The organism is Arthrobacter stackebrandtii (assembly GCF_017876675.1).
Classification (GTDB): Bacteria; Actinomycetota; Actinomycetes; order Actinomycetales; family Micrococcaceae; genus Specibacter; species Specibacter stackebrandtii.
In genome coordinates, this window is sequence record NZ_JAGIOI010000001.1 from 2342240 (window position 1) to 2361830 (window position 19591).

The following is a 19591-nucleotide window of genomic DNA, read 5'->3' on the forward strand; positions in this document are numbered from 1 at the left end:
GGCCTTTCAAGAGGGGCGGGGAGAAATGGTTTGAGCCTACCTGTGCGCCATGGACCGTTGAAGCATTTGGGCATCTCACAGCCTTTTGTGTCAGGCTGGCGTTGCGGGCATGCAGGATGCACGCACAAACAAAGCCAAGAACCAGGGTGGGCGGATGGCGCAGCACAAAGGCATTGGCGACATTGCACCGGAAGCGGTCATGCTGGCCGGGGCCGGCCGCGCCATACTATTGCAGCTGGCCAACCCGGCCGTTGGCTACGGGGTGGCCCGGCATTCCAGTTTCGCCACCGATCCGCTGAAGCGGCTGCATGGCACGCTCAGCTACATCTATGCACTGACCAACGGAACTCCCCAGCAGCGGGCCTCCGTCACGGCCCAGGTTCACAAGGCGCACCGTCCCGTCACGTCGCAGCGGGCGCCGGACCACCCGGCCTATGACGCCCAAGACCCCACGCTGCAACTATGGGTGGCGGCAACCCTTTACGATTCAGCCATGCTCGTCCACCGCGAGGTGTTTGGGCCGCTGCCACCGGAAGATGCCGAGGCCCTTTACCGTGACTACGGCATCCTGGGCATGGCGCTGGGCATGCCCGCCACGCTCTGGCCCGCCACCACGGCCGACTTCGCAGACTACTGGAACCGGCAGGTTCAGCAGCTCAGTGTGGACGACACCATTCGCAAAGTCGCCGGGGAACTCCTAGCCGCAAGAGCCGCACCGTGGTGGATCAAGATGCTCATGCCTGTCGCCCGATTCCTCACCGCCGGACTGCTGCCCGCCAGCGTCAGGGACATGTTCGGCCTGGCATGGTCGCCGGCCAGGGAACGCGCCCTCGCGGTGTTCTTCCGTGCCGCCCGAATCCTGGTCAACGTGCTGCCGAAGCGGATCAGGCATGCGCCCATGCACTTCTACCTCAAGCGCATCCCCGGATAGCACGGCTACGGGGCCGCATGCCGGGTCACCCATTCAACCAGGGGCCGAAGGTGCTCCCAATGGTCCGCAATTTGCTTTTCCGCCCTGCCGGTTTCCAGCCAGTCAGGCCTGCCCAGCTCCAATGAGGCGCTCAGCGTCTTGTGCCGCAACAGCTCCGCCCGGGGGTGGTCCCTGGGGAAGCCGCGCGGGGCGGACTTCAAGTCCGGCGGCGACAGTGCGTAGCCGTCGGCTTCCAGCTGCCGGGCAATCTCCTCCAGGGCTGCGCCGCTGGAAGGGGCATCCACGGCGGCCCGGAACCTGGCCAGCTGGGCCGGGGCTGCGGAGCGATAGCCTCCGCCCACACTGAGGCCGTCGGCGTCCAGGTGGAGGTAGTACCCAACATCCTCGTAGTGCGACAAGAACATGCCCTGCGCCGTCTTGTAAGGCTCGCCGCGGGCGGCAAACCTCATGTCCCGGTTGGGCCGGAAAATCCTCCCCGGGCCAAACCTGGGTTCCAACTCACTGCGGAGGGCGGAAAACGGAGCCAGCACATCGGCGTCGTATTTGTCCTTGTTGGCCAGCCACCACTCACGGTTGTTGTTCTCTTCAAGCGCGGCGTAGAACTCAAAGGCTGCCGCGGGAAAGCCGGTGAAAGTGTCCATGGGCCGAGCATATGGACGCGGAACCCTCTGCGCCAGAACCCCAAACGCAATTGTGGAAAAGCGGCGGTGCCGTGACACCTGTGGAGGGATGAAGGCACGCCCGGAGCGGCCTAAATTGGACTCAGTCCAGTTTAGCTGGCACAATGGACCCATGGACAAGGGACATACAACCGAGGAAATGCTGCGTGCCGTTTCACTGCGCGTGACGCGTCCCCGGGTGGCTGTCCTGAATGCCGTCAGGGCCAACCCGCATGCAGATGCAGACACCGTCATTGGTGCCGCGCGGGCTGTGCTGGGAAGCGTTTCAAAGCAGGCGGTGTATGACGTTCTGGCTGCACTGGTCGATGCAGACCTGGTGCGCCGGATTGAGCCCCAGGGCTCGCCCGCGAGGTTTGAAACGAGAGTGGGGGACAACCACCACCACGTCGTGTGTCGCCTGTGCGGAGACATCGCCGATGTGGACTGCGCCCTCGGTGAAGCCCCCTGCCTGCACGCCTCCAACAGCCACGGATTCAGCATTGATGAGGCCGAGGTCATTTATTGGGGGACCTGCCCTGACTGTGCCGCCAAAAAGCTTGTGACTGACCAAGAACTGACTACACCTAGGAGCGATAAGTAAAGATGACTTTCGAAAACACCGCACCCCTGACCACGGCTGCTGGCGCGCCCGTCGCCAACAACCAGGACAGCCTGACGGCCGGCCCCCGCGGCCCCATGCTCCTGCAGGACGTCTGGTTCCTTGAGAAGCTGGCCCACTTCAGCCGCGAAGTCATCCCTGAGCGCCGCATGCACGCCAAGGGCTCCGGCGCCTTCGGCACCTTCACGGTGACCAACGACATCACCAAGTACACCAAGGCCAGCATCTTCTCCGAGGTCGGCAAGAAGACCGAGCTGTTCACCCGCTTCTCCACTGTTGCCGGTGAGCGCGGCGCCGCCGACGCCGAGCGCGACATCCGCGGCTTCGCCGTCAAGTTCTACACCGAAGAAGGCAACTGGGACCTGGTTGGCAACAACACCCCCGTGTTCTTCTTCCGCGACCCGCTGAAGTTCCCCGACCTGAACCGCGCCGTCAAGCGCGACCCCCGCACCAACATGCGCAGCGCCGAGAACAACTGGGACTTCTGGACCAACCTGCCCGAGTCCCTGCACCAGGTCACGATCGTCATGTCCGACCGCGGCCTGCCGGCCAGCTACCGCCACATGCACGGTTTCGGCTCGCACACCTACTCGCTGATCAACGCCGAGGGAGAGCGCTTCTGGGTCAAGTTCCACCACGTCACCCAGCAGGGCATCAAGAACCTGACGGACGAGGAAGCCGCAGCAGTAGTTGCCGGTGACCGCGAGTCCAGCCAGCGCGACCTCTTCGACTCCATCGAGAACGGCGACTTCCCCAAGTGGAAGCTCATGGTCCAGATCATGCCCGAGGCAGACGCCGAGACCTACAAGTACCACCCGTTCGACCTCACCAAGGTCTGGTCCAAGAAGGATTACCCGCTGATCGAGGTTGGCGAGTGGGAACTGAACCGCAACGCCGAGAACTACCACGCAGATGTTGAGCAGGCCGCCTTCACGCCCTCCAACGTTGTCCCGGGCATCAGCTTCTCCCCGGACCGCATGCTGCAGGGCCGACTGTTCTCCTACGGCGATGCACAGCGCTACCGCCTGGGCGTCAACCACCACCAGATCCCGGTGAACGCAGCCAAGAACCCGGTCAACACCTACCACCGCGACGGCCAGGGCCGAGTCGATGGCAACCAGGGCCGCACCCCCGGCATCGAGCCGAACTCCTACGGCCGCTGGGCCGAGCAGCCCGCCTACGCCGATCCCGCACTGGCTGTCGGCGCCACCGCGGACCGCTTCAACTACCGCGAAGACGATGCCAACTACTTCGAGCAGCCCGGCATCCTCTTCCGCGAGAAGATGACGCAGGAGCAGCGCCAGGTGCTCTTCGAGAACACCGCCCGCGCCATCGACGGTGCCTCACAGGCCACCATCGAGCGCCACATCTACAACTGCACCCAGGCCGACCCGGCCTACGGCGAGGGTGTCCGCAAGGCCATCGAGGCCCTGCAGGCTTCCAAGTAATACCTGAATAACGCACGACGGCGGCACCCGCCTTTCGCATCAAGCGGAAGGCGGGTGCCGCCGCCGTTGGTTGACGACGTCCCGGTCCCGACGGCCCATCACCTAACCGGACCCGACGCCGCATCACTTAAGGCCGTGTTTTTTGGAAACGCTGTCGCACTGGGTGCGGACGCGTTTGGGAAAAGTGGGCGTTATGTGATGCGGCGTTTAGGGGAGGAGGTGTTCGCGGCCGAACATCGCGGCGGCGGCGCGCGCGGTGGGGGTTCCGGCGTCGAGATCGGCGCCTGCGGCAATGAGGAGGCCTGCGATGGTGTCCTCGCCCTTGAACAGGGCGCCGGCCAGCGGGGACTGGTCGCGGCCGTTGCGGATGTCGACGTTGGCTCCGCGCCCGGTGAGCATGGCCACGGTGTCCACTTCGCCATTGTAGGCGGCGAGCATGAGCAGCGTGTTGCCTTCGGCGTCCTGTGCGTCGATGGGCAGGCCGTGGTCCAGGAATTCAGCCAGTTCCGCGGTCTTGCCTGCACGGGCAAGGTCCATGGCGAGGGCAACAACCGCGGCCGACTGGTCTTCATTGAGGGGTGCGTTGGTGGTCATCTCTCCACACTAGGCGATGGCGGCGGACTCAGGAACAACTGGGAATTGCCACACGTTTAATCATTTGCCGGCATGGGAACCGCCGGCATGGAACGACAGACATGAAGGAGACGAACTTGCACAACCATTTCAATGGGCTCAAGACCGTGGCACTCTTTGGGGTGCTGTGGGCGGTGTTGCTGGGCCTGGGCGGCTTGCTGAGCGCCGGAATGAACAGTGCGGCGCCGTTGTGGATCTTTGCCCTCATCGGCGTTGGCACCACGGCATACGGCTACTGGAACAGTGACAAGATTGCCATCCGGAGCATGCAGGCCTACCCCGTGGCAGAGGAGCAGGCCCCGGGCATTTACCGGATCGTCCGGGAACTGTCCGCCAAGGCCAACCAGCCGATGCCGGCCATCTATGTATCCCCGACGCAGTCGCCGAACGCCTTCGCAACGGGCCGAAACCCCAAGAACGCGGCCGTCTGCTGCACCGAGGGGATCCTGAACATCCTGGACGAACGGGAACTGCGCGGCGTGCTGGGCCATGAACTCATGCACGTCTACAACCGCGACATCCTGACGTCGTCGGTCGCGGCGGCAGTGGCCGGGGTCATCACCTCCGTGGCGCAGATGATGCTGTTCTTCGGCGGCGACCGGCGCAGCCAGAACCCGCTCGCCATGATCGCGATGGCACTTCTGGCCCCGCTGGCGGCGTCCATGATCCAGCTCGCCATCAGCAGGACCCGCGAATACGATGCCGACGAAGACGGTGCCAAGCTGACGGACGATCCTCTGGCGCTGGCCTCGGCCCTGCGCAAATTGGAGATGGGTGTCCAGCGGGCGCCCCTGCCGCAGGACCAGAAACTGGTCAATTCCAGCCACCTCATGATCGCCAACCCGTTCAAGTCAGGCGGCGCCGCCAAGCTCTTCGCCACGCACCCGCCCATGGCGGAGCGGATCTCGAGGCTGGAGAAGATGGCCGGCCGGCCGGTCTGACCCCTTGCGGCGTCCGGCTGTGGCAGCTGGCTGCCTCCCCGGCGTCGTCCTCCGGCCGGCCACGGGCCCCGGCCCGGCACCCGGGCCGGGGATTCGCCGTCGGGCATGGGCATTGCCCGCCCCGCACCCGCAGCAAGTAGGGAACAATGGGAACCATGCGATTGATCTTGATTCGACACGGCCAGACACCCAACAACATCCGCGGGCTCCTGGACACGGCGGTGCCCGGTCCGGGGCTCACAACGCTGGGCCTGCAACAGGCTGAGGCCGTCCCGACGGAGATCGGGGGGCAGCGCATTGACGAGCTGTACACCTCGAACCTCACCCGCACCCAGCTGACGGCGGCGCCGCTGGCCGGTGCGCGGACGCTGGAGCCGCTGGTGCGGGACGGCATCCGCGAGATCAGCGCCGGGGACCTTGAAATGAAGGGCGACGAAGCTTCCATCATGGCTTACCTGAAGGTGCTGATGTCGTGGTTCGGCGGTGACCTGTCCGCCCGCATCCCGGGCGCCGACAACGGCTTTGAGGTGCTGGAGCGCTTTGACGCGGTGGTGGAGGAGGCAGCGGCGCACGAGTCGGTGGCCATGGTCAGCCACGGCGCCATGATCCGCTTCTGGGCCGCGCACCGCGCCCGGAACGTGGACTGGACGGACCCCAAGTACCGCATGCTCGGCAACACCGGCATCGTCACCCTGGAGGGCGAACCCACGGGCAGCGATGCACCCGGCGGCTGGTCGCTGCTGGACTGGCATGCGGAGGCAGCTGGCGGGCTGCACGGTGAGGACATTGCCGACCCCACCGGCGGGGCCGCCGAGGCAGCCTTCGGCGGGAAGCCCAATAACTAAGGGCCAGCCTTCCGTGTCCGACGGCGGTGAGCCGCCGGCGCCCTTCAGCACCGTGACCCTGTGGCGGATGAAGGGCATCAGCTGGGTGTGGCTGGGAACTGCGGCCGTGTGCATCGCACTCATGGCCGTGGGCGCGCCGCTGAACATGGTTTTGTACCACATGCCGCTGCCGTTTGCGCTGGGCATGGCCATCCTGCATTCGGCGTCCCTGGGCCTGACGGCCGCGCGGCCCATGGCGGGGACCCTTGTGTCGCTGCTGCCGCTGGCGATCATGCCGCTGGTGTCCAGCCCGGTGGGTGCGGCCCCGATGCCGTTCAGCGTCGTGGCCATGATCACCCAGGTCTTTGTCATCTGTGTGGCCGGGCTCCGGGCCCGCTGGCAGCTGGCCGCCGGCGCCTGGCTGGCCAGCGTGGTGGTGGGCGTGCTGGCGAACTACGTGACGATGCCGGACGGGCAGTCGGAGGGAGCGCAGATCAATGTGGTCATTTTCGCGGCGGTCTCCGGCGGGCTCATGGTGGCGGCCGTGGTGGCGCAGCAGTGGCAGAACCTGCGTGTGGAACTGGCTGCGGAGCGCACCGTCAGCGCCGAGGAGCAGTCCCGGCGGCGCCTCGCGGAGGAACGCACCCGCATCGCCCGCGAACTCCACGACGTCGTGGCCCACGGGATGTCCGTGGTGGTGGTTCAGGCAACCACTGCCAGCTACCGGCACCCGGGCCTGAGCGACGAGCTCAAGCAGGAATTTGACGACATTGCGGCCAACTCGCGCCGTGCCATGACGGAGATGCGCAGCATGCTCGGCTCCCTCCGCAATTCCGGGGCCGGACGCCAGCTGGGACCGCAGCCCGGCCTCTCGGACCTGCCGCAGCTCTTTGCCTCGGCCCGTTCGGCAGGTGTGCGGATCGCCGAACCCGAGCTGTCCGGCGTCGAAAGCCATGACATCGGCGAGGTCATCGCCCTGACCACCTACCGGATCGTCCAGGAGGCGCTGAGCAATGTCATCCGGCACGCGCCGGGCGCCACGGTCAAGGCCGAATTCGTCATTTCGGGCGGGCAGCTGACCATTTCCGTGGTCAACTCCAGCTCTGCCGTGGGCGCGGTCATGGCGCAGCTGGACCGGGGGCAGCACCTCGGCCAGGGGCTGATCGGGATGCGCGAGCGGGCCGTCATTGTGGGCGGTTCCGTGGTGTGCGTTCCCCTGTCCGACGGCGGATTTTCAGTCACAGCTTCGCTGCCCCTGAGTGCGGCGAACCAGGCCAACGGAAGGAGGCAGCCGTGAACATTCGGGTACTTGTGGTGGACGACCAGGCCATGGTGCGGGAGGGGTTTGCCGCGCTGCTGGGTGCGCAGTCCGACATTGAGGTGGTGGGCCAGGCCGAGAACGGCGCCGTGGCCGTGGAACTCGCGGCCGAGCACCACCCTGACGTGGTGTTGATGGACGTGCGCATGCCTGTCATGGACGGGCTTGAGGCGGCGCGCCGGATACTGGCACTGCCGTCCGAGGGGCCCGGACCGCATGTGCTCATGCTGACCACCTTTGATGTGGACGACTATGTGTACGACGCCCTGCGGCTCGGCGCCAGCGGATTCCTGCTCAAGGACGCGCTGGCGGACGAGCTGCTCGCGGCTGTGCGCGTGGTGGCGTCCGGGGATGCGCTGCTCGCCCCGTCCGTGACGAAGCGGCTCATCGAGCAGTTCGCGCAGCAGGGCGTCAGGCCGGCGCTCTCCCGCGGTCCCCTGGAGGGGCTGACGGAGCGGGAGCTGGAGGTCATGACGCTCATCGGCCGCGGCATGTCCAACCAGGAGATCGCGGCGGATCTGTTCATTGCCCAGCAGACGGTCAAGACACACGTCAGCAAGATCCTGGCCAAGCTGGGGCTGCGCGACCGGGTGCAGGCCGTGGTGCTCGCCTACGACACCGGCCTCGTGGAGCCCGGCGGGTAGCTCCGCCCAAGGATGCTGTGCCGGGTCCGGCAGGCAGGTTTGCGCCGGCAGGGACCGGGCTAAGCGTGCTGTTCTGCGCAACGCCACGGTCTGTCCTGGCGCAGGACACTGTTCTGCGTCACGACAGCAGCAAACTATGCGCAGAACAGCACGCTTGCGCGGTCTGGCCCCGCTGGGGCCGCATGCCGGGTCTGGACAGCACGACGGCGCCCGGCCCACCAAGGCGGGCCGGGCGCCGTCGGGCGTGGCAGGAAAGATCAGGCCGGGGGCTGGACCAGCTTGAACATGGCGCCGGTGCAGTCGGTCAGCCCGGCGACCCGGCCGTAGGGGGAGTCCTCGGCCTCGTTGATGATGGTGGCACCCAGGGTCAGGGCCTTCGCGATGGCGGCATCGACGTCCTCCGTCTGGAAATACACCTGCCAGTTGGAGGGTGCGTCCTCGGGGAGCCAGGCGCTGGCATCCATGATCCCGGCCAGCTCGCGGCTGTCCTGCACCAGGTTGGTGTAGCGGAACTCGGGGGTGTCCGACATGACCGAGGTTTGCAGGCCGAAGACGTCGCGGTAGAAGCCGACGGCGGCGGGGTAGTTCTTGCTGTGGAGCTCATGCCAGGCCGCGGCGCCGGGCTCCTCATGCGACTGGAAGCCGGTGTGGCCGCCAAATTCCCACAGGCCGATTGATGCGCCGCTCGGATCGCCAAGCATGGCCATCTTGCCCTGCTCCGGAACGTCCATGGGCTCGAGGTGGACAATTCCACCGGCGTTTCTGGCGGCGTCCGCGGAAGCAGCAATGTCGTCGACGCGCAGGTAGGTGCTCCACACGTCCGGGTAGCCGCTGTCCTCCTGGCTCTGCATGAGGCCGGCGACGGACTTGCCATCCTTGAAGGCCATGACGTAGCCGCCGTACTTTTCCTCGTCCCCGGTTTCATAGGTCCAGCCGAAGAGGGCCGTGTAAAACTCCTGCGACCGGGACATGTTTGAGGTCATCAAGTCAATCCAGCACGGTGCGCCTGCAGGGAAGGTCTGGGCGTTCATGGCAGCTCCAATTCTGGTGGGGGTGGCGACAGGGTTCGTCGGCAGAATACAGGGAAGACTATGCCGGATGCTGCGTGCGGGCAAGAGAAAAAAGCGCCTGCCGGCTGAAAGTTTCGCCATAGTTCTCAGGGAGTTTCAGCGGCAGGCGCTTTTAGTGCGGAAGTGGTTGCGGCCTAGCGCAGGTTGACGAACTGGAGGTCGGCGTCCTCGAACTTGCGCAGCAGGGCCATGACGTCCTGCAGATCATCGCGGCTCTTGGAGCTCACGCGCAGTTCGTCGCCCTGGATGGTGGACTTGACGCCCTTGGGGCCCTCGTCGCGGATGAGCTTGTTGATCTTCTTCGCCACATCCTGGGCGATGCCTTCCTTGATCTCTGCTTCCAGGCGGTACTCCTTGCCCGAGGGGTACGGCTCTCCGGCGTCCAGGGACTTCAGGGAGATGCCGCGCCGAATCAGCTTGGATTCGAAAACATCCATGATGGCCATGACGCGCTCTTCCGAGTTGGCCTTGAGCATGATCTTTTCACCACTGAAATCAATCTCGGCACCGACGTTCTTGAAGTCGTAGCGCTGCGCCACTTCCTTCTGGGCCTGGTTCAGGGCGTTGGCGACCTCCTGCTTGTCGACTTTGCTCACGACGTCGAACGTTGACTCGCTGGCCATGTTTCCTCCATAAACTCAAAAAGTTGGATCGATCGGTTTGGATCTAAGCTTAGCGCCAGGGGTCCCGAAGCGAGCGAAGCGAGGTTCTGGGGGAGGTGGCTAAGCGTTGGCGCCAGGGGCGGTTCGCTCACAGAGTTCTTGGAGGATTCGTGGGGTGCTTGCACAGTTGCGGTTGAAACAGTGGGAGTTGTTGAGACCACCATTTCAGGAGGACCCATGAGCACCGAACCAAACAACGCGCCGGCATCCACAGTTGCGGCCAACATCCGCAGCGGCAGGAAGGCTGTTGGCACTGCCGTGGCCGCAGTGACACTGGCTGCCGTCACGGTGTTGGGTGCCTCAGGCATGACGGGGGGAACCGGGCTTGATGCCGCGAGCATCATCACCTCCCCGCCGAACTCTGCATCGTCCCGCATCGCCGGCGTCCAGGAGGACATGGCCCGCGCAGTCCAGCTTCAGCAGATCACCCCGGAACAGGCGGCATTCCTGGAGAGGCAGCTAGTGCGGCGGATCCAAAACGACACCGGAGCAGTGTGATTTAGCTCCCGTTTTGCCCCTCAAACCCGCTCGATTCGATTCTTGGGCGATTTCCTTGTATTGTTTTACTGCTTCCACATGTTGGGGGCGAAAAGCAGAGTCCGATGTTTGGGCGATGCTGGCCATGGCAGATTACCCGAGTGGCCAAAGGGGGCTGACTGTAAATCAGCTGGCAACGCCTTCACTGGTTCGAATCCAGTATCTGCCACCAACCGGAGACCCGGATCCACACCTGTGGATCCGGGTCTTCTTGGTTTTGTGCGCGGGCGCGGACTGGCTGCGGCCAGTGCGAGCCATCCGTGCCCGCGGCGAACTACAGTTAAGCCATGGAATATGTGGTGCCGCTGGTTATTGTGCTGGTCATTGTCGTGGTTGTCATCGTCGGGTCCCGTCTGCTGGGACGCCGCACGCCACCCACATCGGCGACCGATCCGGCGTCGACCCTGGCAAAAGGCAGGCCTCAGGCGCGCGCCAGCCGGGCCATCACCCGCGAGGCCGCTCAGCAGGCCAGTGCACGGCTCACCCCGGAAACCCACCAGCGCGTCTACTCGTACATTGCCCAGCGGCAGGTCATGAACGCCGTGAAGGAGTACCGCAAGGCCACCCACATGGGCCTCGGCGATGCTGCTGCCGCCGTCGCCGCGCTCGCCGAATTCCCGCAGCCCACGCCCGAGCCTGCGCTCCCGGAGCCCGTCGTTCCGCCCGCCGATGCGCCGCTGACGGTTGAGGACATCATGAAGGCCGCACCCGCTCCCGCCCCTGCACCCAAGCCGGCTCACGGCGCCTACCGATACCGGGCCATCGTCTCGCAGGGAGATGAGGTCCGCGAGGTCGCCAGCACCCGACTCAATGCGGAGATTTACGGCCGGATCCGCCAGCTTGCGCTCTCCGGAAATTACGACGGCGCAGCCCGCCTCCTGCTCGACCACGCCGACATCGGGGCAGCCGAGGCTCACGAGTTTGTGGCCATGATCGGTCCGGAAGACTAACCGCCCGGGCCCGGCAGGGCAAAAACGGCCCGGCACCGATAATCTTGGTTCTTTACGGTCAATCTTCGCCGCGCCTGCCTGGCGGCCGTCACTCTTTGGGGAGAGCATGAACACGTCCCGCACCGCGCCGCAGCTGCGCCGAATCCTACTTGCCGCACTGGCGGCCCTGGCCCTCATGCTGCCCGTGCTTCTGGCGCCTGCCCCTGCACAAGCGGCAGCCACGATCGCCACGCGCGTCAGCGGCTTTGCGGCCGGCCCGGCAACCGTCACCAAGGGCAAGGCAGTCACCTATTCGGGCCAGGTACAGCGCGCGTCCGGCAAGTCCTGGGTGAAGACCGGGGCGGTCTCCGTCCACGTCTACTTTGACCCTGACGGCACGGCGCCGAAGAAGTATGTGCGGACCATCAAGACCAGCGCCACCGGCTATTTCAAGTCCGCCACGGCATCCACGGTTTCAGGCAAGTGGTCTGTGACTGTGCCGGCACGGGGAACCTACAAGGCGTCATCGTCAGTCACCAAATATGTGAAAGTTGTTCGCGCCAAGGTCGCCACGCGGGTGGGCAGCTTTGCGGCCGGCCCGGCAACGGTGACCAAGGGCAAGGCGATCACGTATTCGGGCCAGGTGCAGCGTGCGTCCGGATCGTCGTGGGTGAAGACCGGGGCCGTAACGGTCAACGTGTACTTTGATCCTGACGGCACGGCACCGAAGAAGCTTGTCCGAAGCCTCAAGACCGGATCCACTGGCTATTTCAAGGCATCGGCCACGTCCTCGGTTTCGGGCAAGTGGTCCGCTCACGTGCCTGCCCAGGGCAACTACAACGGCTCCTACTCGGCAACAAAATATGTCAAGGTCGCGGCCGCACCCAAGCCCGCCGTGACCACGCCGATCAACAAGACCACCTGCCCGTCGTGGGCGCCCATCAAGGGAAACCGGTCAAGCATGATCTACCACATGCCGGGGCAGCGCTACTACAACATCACCAATCCGGAGGCCTGCTTCGCCACCGAGACCGCCGCCGTCAAGGCCGGATACCGCAAGGCCAAGGTCTGAGCTTTAGCCCCTGAAGGCGGCAGCGCTGCGATCCGCAACGTCTGAACGCGGGGATGCCGGGCCGTCAGTGTGCGGTGTTCTCCAGAACGAAGCCGTCCTGGTGGTGGATCAGCTGGCGGCCCATGCCTGCATCCAGAAGGATCCACAGGCACTGGCGGTCGTTGGACAGGGTTTCCACCCTGCCGGAAAGGCGCCAGCCCCGGTCGTTGATCAGGGCCACCGGGTCATTCTTGGCCAGCACGGGCCAGACCTGGTGGTTCTCGGGGTTGATGAATGCGTGGTGGTGAACGGGGCGTGCCATGGGATCTCCTTCTATGAAAGTCATCGCTGCTTCCTTTTTACGTTTGGTTGATACGGCTAGCATGCGCGTGCCCGGTTAATTCGCTGTGAACTTCAGGCGTCCGGTTGCCCAAGACCCGGTGAAACCGCGCCCGTGCCCTTGGCGATTGGCAGTGCACGGAGACCTGCAGCTTGACTGTTAGGGCACCTAATAGTTAGGCTGACTAACTATGACAAGTGATATTCAGGAATTGGCCGGTCGGTACCGCGACATCCTCCGCCAGGCCGTGTTCCTGGTCCGGTCCATGGATGCCGAGGGCGAGCTGAGCATCGGCCACCTGAGCACCTTGAACATGGTTGCCGTTGGGCCGATGCGGGTGGGTGCCATCGCCCGCAATGCCGGCATCAAGGTGCCCAGCGCCACCGAGCAGATCATCAAGCTGGAATTGGCGGAACTGGTGGAGCGCGTCCCCGACCCGGCCGACGCCCGCGGAGTCCTGGTCCGGCTCACCTCCAAGGGGCAGGATGTGCGCGAGGCGGCCAACACCCGCCGCAACGGCTCCATGGCGCGGGCACTGCAAACCCTCAGCGGTGAAGAGGTCCAGGCCATCGCCGCAGCCCTGCCCGCGATCGCCAAGCTCAACGAAGCACTGGCCGGCGGGCACGGCACCGGCACGCAGCAGGACCAGCCGGCACAGGGACACAATCCCGCGCCGGCGCCCCAGCCAACCAAAGACTAAAGGCGGCGCGGGGCGCACAAGGCGCGCTCCGGCGTCGAACATCAAAAACAGGAGAAACAAGTGCAGGCCAATGCCGCAGCGGACACACGCCACCAAACGGGCGGGGCGCTCCAAGCCGAAAAGCAGTCCATGCTCAAGCAGCCCAAGGCGGTGTGGGCGGTGGCGTTCGCGGCCGTGTTCGCGTTCATGGGGATTGGGCTGGTGGACCCGATCCTGCCGGCGATCGCCGAAAACCTGAAGGCCACCCCGAGCGAGGTGTCGCTGCTGTTCACCAGCTACTTCCTGGTGACAGCCATCGCCATGCTTGTGACGGGGTTTGTGTCCTCGCGCATTGGCGGGAAGAAGACGCTCCTGATCGGCCTGGGCATCATCGTGGCGTTCTCAGCGCTGTCGGGCATGTCCAACACGGTGGATGCGCTGGTGGGATTCCGCGCCGGCTGGGGCCTGGGAAACGCGCTGTTCGTGGCGACCTCGCTGGCGGTCATGGTGGGCGTGGCGTCCGGCGGCGCGGCAACCGCCATCATCCTGTACGAGGCGGCGCTGGGCCTGGGGCTCTCGCTCGGCCCGCTCATGGGGGCGCTGCTGGGCGGCTGGCAGTGGCGCGCGCCGTTCTTCGGCACGGCCACGGCCATGGCGATCGCGTTCATCCTCGTCATGGTGCTGCTGCCGAAAACGCCTGTCCCGGCCGTCAAGACCCGCCTGCGCGACCCGCTCCTGGCCCTGGGCCACAAGGGCCTGCGCACCACGGCCGGCAGCGCCCTGTTCTACAACTACGGCTTCTTCACGATCCTGGCGTTCGTGCCGTTCATCCTGGGTTTTGACGCCTACGGGATCGGCGCCGTGTTCTTCGGCTGGGGTGTGGCCGTGGCCGTCTTCTCCGTCTTCGTGGCGCCACTGGTGCAGCGCCGCTTCGGTGCCACCGGGGCCCTGACCGCCTCCCTGCTGGGGCTCATGCTGATCTTGGTCGGCCTTGCGCTGGCCGCCGGCCATTCCATAGCTGTGATCGTGGTGCTGACCATCGCCTCCGGCGCGCTGCTGGGCATCAACAACACGCTCTTCACCGAGATGGCCATGTCCGTCTCGGATTCGCCCCGGCCTGTGGCCAGCGCCGGCTACAACTTCGTGCGCTGGATGGGCGGGGCCCTGGCGCCGTTCCTGGCCGCCAAGATCGCCGAGCATTCCTCCGCCTCCGTCACCTTCCTGGTGGCCGCGGCCATGGTGCTGGTCAGCGCCTGTGTGATTCTTGGCGGGCGGAAGTTCCTGGTGGCCCACGAACCCGCCGGCGTGTAGCTTCCTCCCCGGCACCTTGGGCGGGCCGGCGGCGCAGGCTGCGTTCCGCCGTCGTGCACGGCACTATTCCCGCTCACGCGCTCAGCGAAACAGGTAGCCACGGTTTCTGCACTCACGTAGCGTAGAGACCATGGCTACAGTTGAAATCACCACTGAATCTTTTGGACCGACCATTGAGGGCAACGACATTGTGATCGTTGATTTTTGGGCGGGATGGTGCCAGCCCTGCCTGCGGTTTGCCCCCACGTTTGAAGCTGCCTCGGAAAAGCATTCCGACATTGTCTTCGGCAAGGTGGACACGGAGGCGCAGCAGCAGCTGGCCGCGGAAGCCAACATCACCTCCATCCCCACGCTCATGGCGTTCCGTGAAAAGGTCCTGGTCTTCGCCCAGCCCGGCGCGCTGAGCGGCACCCAGTTGGACTCCGTCATTGACGCCGTCAAGGCCCTGGACATGAAGGAAGTCCACGCGGCAGTCGCCGCCAAGCAGGAGGAAACCGCCGCAGAGTAGCCAGTACCCTGAACTCGCAGATATGGCCCCCACATCACTGATGTGGGGGCCATATCCGTATTTTTGCGGTGTCCCCGGTGGGGCCGGCCGCGGGTTCCGCTGTTAGAGGCGTTCCAGCTTGACCGGCTCGGCGAGCAGGGCGCTCAGGGACTCGTTGAGGTCCTGCACGGCGATGCCCTTGCTGTGCTTGTCGAGGTCTTCTTCGGAAGCCCACTGCTCGGTCAGCACAATCTTCTCTTCCGATTCCTCGGTGATTTCGTACTGGATGCAGCCGGGTTCCTCGACGACCTGCTCGATGGCAATGTCCAGGGCGAGCTTCACGCGGAAGAATTCGCCCTCGTTGGGGATGAAGGTGGCTTTTAGGTTGATGATCTCGCTCATGGAACAAGCCTACCGGGCGCGGCCGGTTCAGTGCCCGCGGTGGTCCTGGATGGTCATGCGCGGCCCGAACGAGGGCTTGCGGAATCCGCTCAGCTGCAGCATCCGCACCACGCGCTGCCGGTGCCCGCGCCACGGTTCCAGCAGCTCCAGCATGCCGGCATCATCCACAGGCCTCCCGGCCAGCGCCCAGCCCACATAGGCGGCCAGGTGGTAGTCGCCCACGGCAACCTGGTCGGCGTCGCCGTGCGTGCGCTGCGTGACTTCCGCAGCCGTCCATACCCCGATGCCGGGGATGGATTGCATTTTCCGTCCTGCCTCGTCCGCGGGGAGTTGGCCCAGCCGTTCCAGGCCCGACGCCGAGCGCAGCATCCGCTGCACCGTCGCCGAGCGCTGTGGTCCAACACCCGCCCTGTGCCATTCCCACGAGGGGATGGCGGCCCACTGCTCTGGTGTGGGCGCCACCCTCAAGTCTTCCGGCATGGTCGGATGGGCTCCGGTGCCGGGCGCGCGGGTGCCAAACTTCCGCAACAGCGTGGCGTAGCCCCGCTGGGCCTCAATCGCGGTGACCTTTTGCTCAAGGATGGCCGGCACCAGCGCGTCAACCACCCGCCCGGTGGAAGGCAGGCGCACTGCCGGGTTTCGCCGTCGTGCTTCCCGGATGCGGTGGGGGAGCGATGCGGCAAAGGCGGGGGAGTCAAAGTGGGACCAGTCGTCTTCGATGCCGAGCAGCGCCGGCGCACCGACCAGCGCGTGGTCCGCGCCGGGGCCCCAGACGCGGGCGTGCAGCTCGGCGCCGCGCTGGGTGATGCCCAGGGTGGCTGGGCCGGCGGGGGTGTTGAACGCCAGCCAGGCGGCGCCGGGTGAGAGGCGGATGGTGGTGTCGCCGGGGCCGCGGGCCAGGATGCCCAGTGTTTGGGGGAGCGAGTACGGGCCGCGGGCATCCCAGACCGCGGCGGGTGCGGTCAGGGCTGCGGCTGTCATGGTTCCATGGTCGCATGCGGAGCTGACATCGGGGCTTGGCGGAGAGGCAATGGGATGATAACTTAACGTTTATCGTTATTATCGATCAACGTTAAGGTGTGGGGCAGATGGTCTTTTCAACATGGTGGTCGTGGCTGCTGGTGATTCTTGTTCTTGGCACTGTAGCCATGATCCTGTTCGCCGGGCGCCGCGGCGTCAAGGCTCCCGGGGCGGTTGCCGGCCACGGCATGGTGCGGACCACCCGCCGGATTGCGTGGATCTTTGTGGCGGTTTCTGCCATCGCGGGGTTGGCCGAGATCATTCGCACCATCTGGCAGGACGTTGTCACGGTGAAGCTGCCCGTGCAGCAGTTTTGGCCCACTTTGCCAGACAACGTGACCATGGAGACGCCGCTGGCTCCTGTGGAATACGGCGGTTTCACCTGGGCAATGGTTGGTGTCAGCGGCCTCGAGCTGGATGCCAGGCTCATGTTGGCCGGCGCAGTGCTGTCACAGGTGGCCCTGGCCGTGGTTGTGGGCCTTACGGTGGTGCGGCTGTGCAGCAGCCTCCTTTGTGGCACGCTTTTCGCGCCACAACTCGTGCGCACCATGCAGCAATTGGCCGGTGTGACCTTGCTGGCGGGTATTGCGTGGCAGGTTTTTCAGATCATTGGAGGCTCAATCGCTTCTGAGCAAGTCCTTGGCGCCGCGGGATGGCGGCTCAGCAGCGAAACAATCACGTACACGGACATCCAAAGCATCATCGGCCTGCCCTCGGTCTCGTACGCGTGGGAATTTAACTTCTGGCCGGTCGGGGCCGCGCTGGCGCTCATAGTTCTGGCCGAACTGTTCCGCCAAGGCAACAAGGTGCAAAAAGACACCGCGGGGTTGGTCTAATGCCCGACGAAGAAGAATCCGGCATCCACTGCCGTCTCGACGAGCTCCTCGCCGAGCGTGGAATGACGTTGACCCGGTTGGCTGAGTTGGTGGACATCAGCATCGTGAACCTCTCCGTGCTGAAAAACGACCGCGCGAAGGCCATCCGCTTCTCTACCCTCCTGGCCATCTGCCGGGCCCTCGACTGCGAGGTGGGGGAGCTGCTGGAGCTTGCGTAGCGCGCCGATCCAGCAGCAGCCTGGACCTCTATCCAAAGTTAGACGGCGGACCTAGGCTGGGCGGAACAGGGGCGCGAAGAGAACGGGAAAGTCATGCAACGGGTTGGGACCTTGTGGGGCAGGAAGGCGGCTCCGGCAAGTTGGCAAATGGGTGAGGAACTGTCGTGGCCGCTTACCGTGGCCCTGTACATTCGTGACGTGTTGAAGCTGCCGGCCACCGATCCGTTCTTCATTCCGCCGCTGGTTCCGCCGGTGCCCGAGCGCATTCCGGTAACCGGGCCCGAGCTCGACATCGTGTTGGCCGGTGAATGGACGGCCTGGTTCTCGGGCCTGCTGGCGGACCCTCATGCCATTCCGCGCGGCGGGTCCATCGACTACTTTTCGCTCGAGGGCCGCGCCCCGAGCTTCCGTGACATGGCAGCCCGGTATTTTGATGAGGCAGTGGCGGCGGCCGACATCGCGCACGATGGCCACTTCAAGCATTTCCACAACAACCTCAAGGCGGAGGGCGGCTACCCGGCGAAGCTGGTGCGCTCGATTGAAAAGGAGCTTGGCCGGAAGGCGGCCCCTTTCACGCTGAACCTGGCGATCCTGCCGGTGGAAGGGTTCTGGCTGTACCGGACAGCGCCGACCGAAGTGCTCATGAGCGCAGCTGCCCGCCGAGATCCCGAGCAGCTGCGGCGCCTACTGGGCCCCGTGGTCAGGGAGTTGGCCTAGCCAAGCCGTCCGTCCGCCGTCGTGCTTCCCCAGCCCCCAACGCTGCATCACATAAGTGCCACTTTCCACCATCCCCGCACCACATAACGCCATGTTTTTGCTGACGCCGCATCTTTGATGCAGGCGCGGTCAGGAAAGCTGGCTGTCCGGCCATGAAGTCCCGCTGGCTGCCTCTCGGACAACGCTGGAGGAGTCACGGTCCATCCGCATGTGATGCGGCGTTCGCCGAAAACGGTCTTTAAGTGATGCGGGGTTCGCCGAAAATGGGTGTTATGTGGTGCGGCGTTGGGGCTGGGGTGTCGGCGGAGAGGCCCTCGGCGGCTTGGGTCAGGATTTCCCGGCAGGCGAGGATGGCCGGGCGGAGGCGCGAGGCCAGGCGTGCCGAGGTGAACACGGTGCGGCGGGGCAGGTCCGGCAGGTCCAGCAGCGTCAGTGCGGGCGGGCGCCCCGTCCACATGAGGTCGGGCATGAGGCCCACGGCGTTGCCGGATTCGATGAGGCGGATCTGGGCCTGGAGGTCGGCGGTTTCAAAGCGGACGTCCGGTTCAAAGCCGGCCTGGCGGCAGGTCTGCTCGGCCCAGTGGCGGGAGGCGGCGCCGTGCGGCTCCATGACCCAGGGCAGGCGCGCCGTGTCCTGGATGCCGGTGATGGGCCCGGTCAGCAGCCGGGACATGCCTCCGGCGACGCCCTCATTGGGCACGGCGAGGCGGATGGCGTCGGTGGTGAGCGTGGCGCGGTCCAGTTCGGGGTGCAGCGGGGCAGCGTGGCCGGGGTACTGCTCGGCGACCACGAGGTCAAAGTCGCGCGCCCAGGTTTCGTAGAGGGCGGTTTCGGGTTCACGCTGGACCACTTCGATGCGCACCTCCGGGTAGCTTTGCGCCATGGCGGTGAGCATGTTGGGCAGCAGGGCCAGGGCCGCGGACTGGAACACGGCCAGCTTGACCGTGCCGGTCACGGTGGACAGCGACGCGGAGAGGTCGGCCTCCGCGCGCTCCAGGGTCTCCAGGATTTCGGCGGTGTGTGCCACGAGGATCTCGGCCTGGGGCGTGAGCTGCACGCGCCGGCCCACCTTGCGCAGCAGTTTTGCCCCGGCTTCCTTCTCCAAGAGGGCGAGCTGCTGGGAGACGGCGGAGGGGCTGTATTGCAGCGCCGCGGCGACGTCCGCCAGGGTTCCGCGCAGGTGCAGTTCACGCAGCATGCGCAGCCGTTTGAGGTCCAGCATGGACGCCTCCAGACAGTTTAGAAAAAGTGATTAATATACATCATAAATCACCACTTTTGCTAAATGAATATTGGTCTCATACTGGTGATGAGA

At 65.3% G+C, this 19591-nt stretch carries 24 protein-coding genes and 1 tRNA gene; 17 read left to right on the forward strand and 8 right to left on the reverse strand.

From position 1 onward, the window contains the following. Window positions 1-154 precede the first annotated feature (154 nt). The gene (locus JOF48_RS09950; RefSeq protein WP_209680290.1) at window positions 155-931 is read left to right on the forward strand and encodes an oxygenase MpaB family protein; all 777 of its coding nucleotides are present in this window, start codon (window positions 155-157) and stop codon (window positions 929-931) included. Between the two features lie 5 nt (window positions 932-936). Here the strand turns inward: JOF48_RS09950 and JOF48_RS09955 are convergent, their stop codons facing one another. Further along, window positions 937-1572, reverse strand: a complete 636-nt coding sequence (locus JOF48_RS09955) for a DUF2461 domain-containing protein (RefSeq protein ID WP_209680291.1) — start codon at window positions 1570-1572, stop codon at window positions 937-939. A 151-nt stretch (window positions 1573-1723) separates the two neighbouring features. Between JOF48_RS09955 and JOF48_RS09960 the strand changes: the two genes are divergently transcribed. Next, window positions 1724-2191 (forward strand): Fur family transcriptional regulator, encoded by a 468-nt coding sequence (locus JOF48_RS09960; protein WP_209680292.1) that lies wholly within the window; start codon window positions 1724-1726, stop codon window positions 2189-2191. Window positions 2192-2193: 2 nt separating this feature from the next. Further along, the gene (locus tag JOF48_RS09965; protein WP_209680294.1) at window positions 2194-3657 is read left to right on the forward strand and encodes a catalase; all 1464 of its coding nucleotides are present in this window, start codon (window positions 2194-2196) and stop codon (window positions 3655-3657) included. A 207-nt stretch (window positions 3658-3864) separates the two neighbouring features. Here JOF48_RS09965 and JOF48_RS09970 read toward each other — a convergent pair whose 3' ends face one another. Further along, a complete protein-coding gene (locus JOF48_RS09970; RefSeq protein WP_209680295.1) occupies window positions 3865-4251 on the reverse strand; it encodes an ankyrin repeat domain-containing protein in 387 nt (128 codons plus the stop codon). A 116-nt stretch (window positions 4252-4367) separates the two neighbouring features. On the opposite strand from JOF48_RS09970, the gene htpX reads away from it, so the two are divergent. The 4 genes from htpX to JOF48_RS09990 all read left to right on the forward strand — a co-directional run bounded on the left by htpX (window position 4368) and on the right by JOF48_RS09990 (window position 8017). Next, window positions 4368-5231, forward strand: coding sequence for a zinc metalloprotease HtpX (gene htpX / locus JOF48_RS09975; RefSeq protein WP_209684406.1), 864 nt, complete (start codon window positions 4368-4370; stop codon window positions 5229-5231). A gap of 155 nt (window positions 5232-5386) precedes the next feature. Further along, on the forward strand, window positions 5387-6076 hold the full coding sequence (locus tag JOF48_RS09980) for a histidine phosphatase family protein (RefSeq protein WP_209680296.1): 690 nt from the start codon (window positions 5387-5389) through the stop codon (window positions 6074-6076). Between the two features lie 13 nt (window positions 6077-6089). Continuing rightward, complete coding sequence (locus JOF48_RS20025) at window positions 6090-7352, forward strand: sensor histidine kinase (RefSeq protein WP_209680297.1); 1263 nt, start codon at window positions 6090-6092, stop codon at window positions 7350-7352. Beyond that, window positions 7349-8017: a response regulator gene (locus JOF48_RS09990; RefSeq protein ID WP_209680298.1), complete on the forward strand. Its 669-nt coding sequence runs from the start codon at window positions 7349-7351 to the stop codon at window positions 8015-8017. The genes JOF48_RS20025 and JOF48_RS09990 overlap by 4 nt, the downstream gene beginning before the upstream one ends. Before the next feature lie 257 nt (window positions 8018-8274). Here JOF48_RS09990 and JOF48_RS09995 read toward each other — a convergent pair whose 3' ends face one another. Then, the gene (locus tag JOF48_RS09995; RefSeq protein WP_209680299.1) at window positions 8275-9048 is read right to left on the reverse strand and encodes a VOC family protein; all 774 of its coding nucleotides are present in this window, start codon (window positions 9046-9048) and stop codon (window positions 8275-8277) included. A gap of 173 nt (window positions 9049-9221) precedes the next feature. Then, window positions 9222-9710, reverse strand: a complete 489-nt coding sequence (locus JOF48_RS10000; protein WP_209680300.1) for a YajQ family cyclic di-GMP-binding protein — start codon at window positions 9708-9710, stop codon at window positions 9222-9224. Between the two features lie 216 nt (window positions 9711-9926). Here JOF48_RS10000 and JOF48_RS10005 point away from each other — a divergent pair, with 216 nt between their 5' ends. The 4 genes from JOF48_RS10005 (at window position 9927) to JOF48_RS10020 (ending at window position 12287) form a co-directional block, all read left to right on the forward strand. Continuing rightward, window positions 9927-10247 (forward strand): hypothetical protein, encoded by a 321-nt coding sequence (locus tag JOF48_RS10005; RefSeq protein WP_209680301.1) that lies wholly within the window; start codon window positions 9927-9929, stop codon window positions 10245-10247. A gap of 126 nt (window positions 10248-10373) precedes the next feature. Continuing rightward, window positions 10374-10458: transfer RNA gene (locus JOF48_RS10010), tRNA-Tyr, on the forward strand. Window positions 10459-10573: 115 nt separating this feature from the next. After that, a complete protein-coding gene (locus JOF48_RS10015) occupies window positions 10574-11236 on the forward strand; it encodes a hypothetical protein (RefSeq protein WP_209680302.1) in 663 nt (220 codons plus the stop codon). A 106-nt stretch (window positions 11237-11342) separates the two neighbouring features. Continuing rightward, window positions 11343-12287, forward strand: a complete 945-nt coding sequence (locus JOF48_RS10020; RefSeq protein ID WP_209680304.1) for a sunset domain-containing protein — start codon at window positions 11343-11345, stop codon at window positions 12285-12287. 64 nt (window positions 12288-12351) lie between these two features. Here the strand turns inward: JOF48_RS10020 and JOF48_RS10025 are convergent, their stop codons facing one another. After that, window positions 12352-12588, reverse strand: coding sequence for a hypothetical protein (locus JOF48_RS10025; RefSeq protein WP_209680305.1), 237 nt, complete (start codon window positions 12586-12588; stop codon window positions 12352-12354). 208 nt (window positions 12589-12796) lie between these two features. Here JOF48_RS10025 and JOF48_RS10030 point away from each other — a divergent pair, with 208 nt between their 5' ends. From JOF48_RS10030 to JOF48_RS10040, 3 genes are all read left to right on the forward strand, one after another. After that, window positions 12797-13306, forward strand: coding sequence for a MarR family winged helix-turn-helix transcriptional regulator (locus JOF48_RS10030; protein WP_209680306.1), 510 nt, complete (start codon window positions 12797-12799; stop codon window positions 13304-13306). Between the two features lie 60 nt (window positions 13307-13366). Then, complete coding sequence (locus tag JOF48_RS10035; protein ID WP_342591211.1) at window positions 13367-14596, forward strand: MFS transporter; 1230 nt, start codon at window positions 13367-13369, stop codon at window positions 14594-14596. 130 nt (window positions 14597-14726) lie between these two features. Then, complete coding sequence (locus tag JOF48_RS10040; RefSeq protein WP_209680307.1) at window positions 14727-15104, forward strand: thioredoxin family protein; 378 nt, start codon at window positions 14727-14729, stop codon at window positions 15102-15104. Between the two features lie 102 nt (window positions 15105-15206). On the opposite strand, the gene JOF48_RS10045 is transcribed toward JOF48_RS10040, so the two are convergent. Next, entirely contained in the window at window positions 15207-15485 is a 279-nt protein-coding gene (locus tag JOF48_RS10045) for a putative quinol monooxygenase (protein ID WP_209680308.1), read from the reverse strand. Window positions 15486-15512: 27 nt separating this feature from the next. After that, window positions 15513-16466, reverse strand: a complete 954-nt coding sequence (locus tag JOF48_RS10050; protein ID WP_245346482.1) for a DNA-3-methyladenine glycosylase family protein — start codon at window positions 16464-16466, stop codon at window positions 15513-15515. Between the two features lie 107 nt (window positions 16467-16573). On the opposite strand from JOF48_RS10050, the gene JOF48_RS10055 reads away from it, so the two are divergent. The 3 genes from JOF48_RS10055 (at window position 16574) to JOF48_RS10065 (ending at window position 18276) form a co-directional block, all read left to right on the forward strand. Beyond that, window positions 16574-17341: a hypothetical protein gene (locus JOF48_RS10055; RefSeq protein WP_209680309.1), complete on the forward strand. Its 768-nt coding sequence runs from the start codon at window positions 16574-16576 to the stop codon at window positions 17339-17341. Continuing rightward, window positions 17341-17559, forward strand: coding sequence for a helix-turn-helix domain-containing protein (locus JOF48_RS10060; RefSeq protein WP_209680310.1), 219 nt, complete (start codon window positions 17341-17343; stop codon window positions 17557-17559). Before JOF48_RS10055 ends, JOF48_RS10060 begins: the two co-directional genes overlap by 1 nt. A gap of 147 nt (window positions 17560-17706) precedes the next feature. Further along, complete coding sequence (locus JOF48_RS10065) at window positions 17707-18276, forward strand: hypothetical protein (RefSeq protein ID WP_209680311.1); 570 nt, start codon at window positions 17707-17709, stop codon at window positions 18274-18276. A 238-nt stretch (window positions 18277-18514) separates the two neighbouring features. On the opposite strand, the gene JOF48_RS10070 is transcribed toward JOF48_RS10065, so the two are convergent. Further along, window positions 18515-19498, reverse strand: coding sequence for a LysR family transcriptional regulator (locus JOF48_RS10070; protein ID WP_209680312.1), 984 nt, complete (start codon window positions 19496-19498; stop codon window positions 18515-18517). Between the last annotated feature and the right edge of the window lie 93 nt (window positions 19499-19591).